Raw genomic sequence first — 291 nt, 5'->3', positions numbered from 1 at the left:
CCGACTCGGCCGAAGAAGGCAAATCGACGCCTGTCGATCGAGTACGAGCACGAGTACCGCGTTGCTGAGTACGAGTACGATCCAAGACAATCCGACGCCCGAATGTGGGCTGCTGATTGGGGCACTGGATTTCCCTTGGCGTTTTCGATCAGTTACAGTGGCTGTCAGCGGCGATGGCTCAACCTGTCGTCGTGGCCGGACGCGCGAACCAAGTGGTGCACCGCAGTCGGCGAGTCGAGTTTGTTTTTGAGTTCAGGTCAATCGCGCTGACGCGGTGACCACCGCCGTTCG

Annotated in this window: 1 protein-coding gene; it reads left to right on the top strand. The window is 59.5% G+C overall.

The window, feature by feature from the left end; all coding sequences use genetic code 11:
* Positions 1-270: hypothetical protein (locus H1B37_RS33560; protein ID WP_220498509.1), on the top strand; the 270-nt coding region annotated here is incomplete at its 5' end.
* Between the last annotated feature and the right edge of the window lie 21 nt (positions 271-291).

Origin of the sequence: Stieleria mannarensis (assembly GCF_014154935.1) — a bacterium.
Classification (GTDB): Bacteria; Planctomycetota; Planctomycetia; order Pirellulales; family Pirellulaceae; genus Stieleria; species Stieleria mannarensis.
Note: the sequence above shows the minus strand (reverse complement) of the source record. Positions and strands in the feature narration are given on the sequence as shown.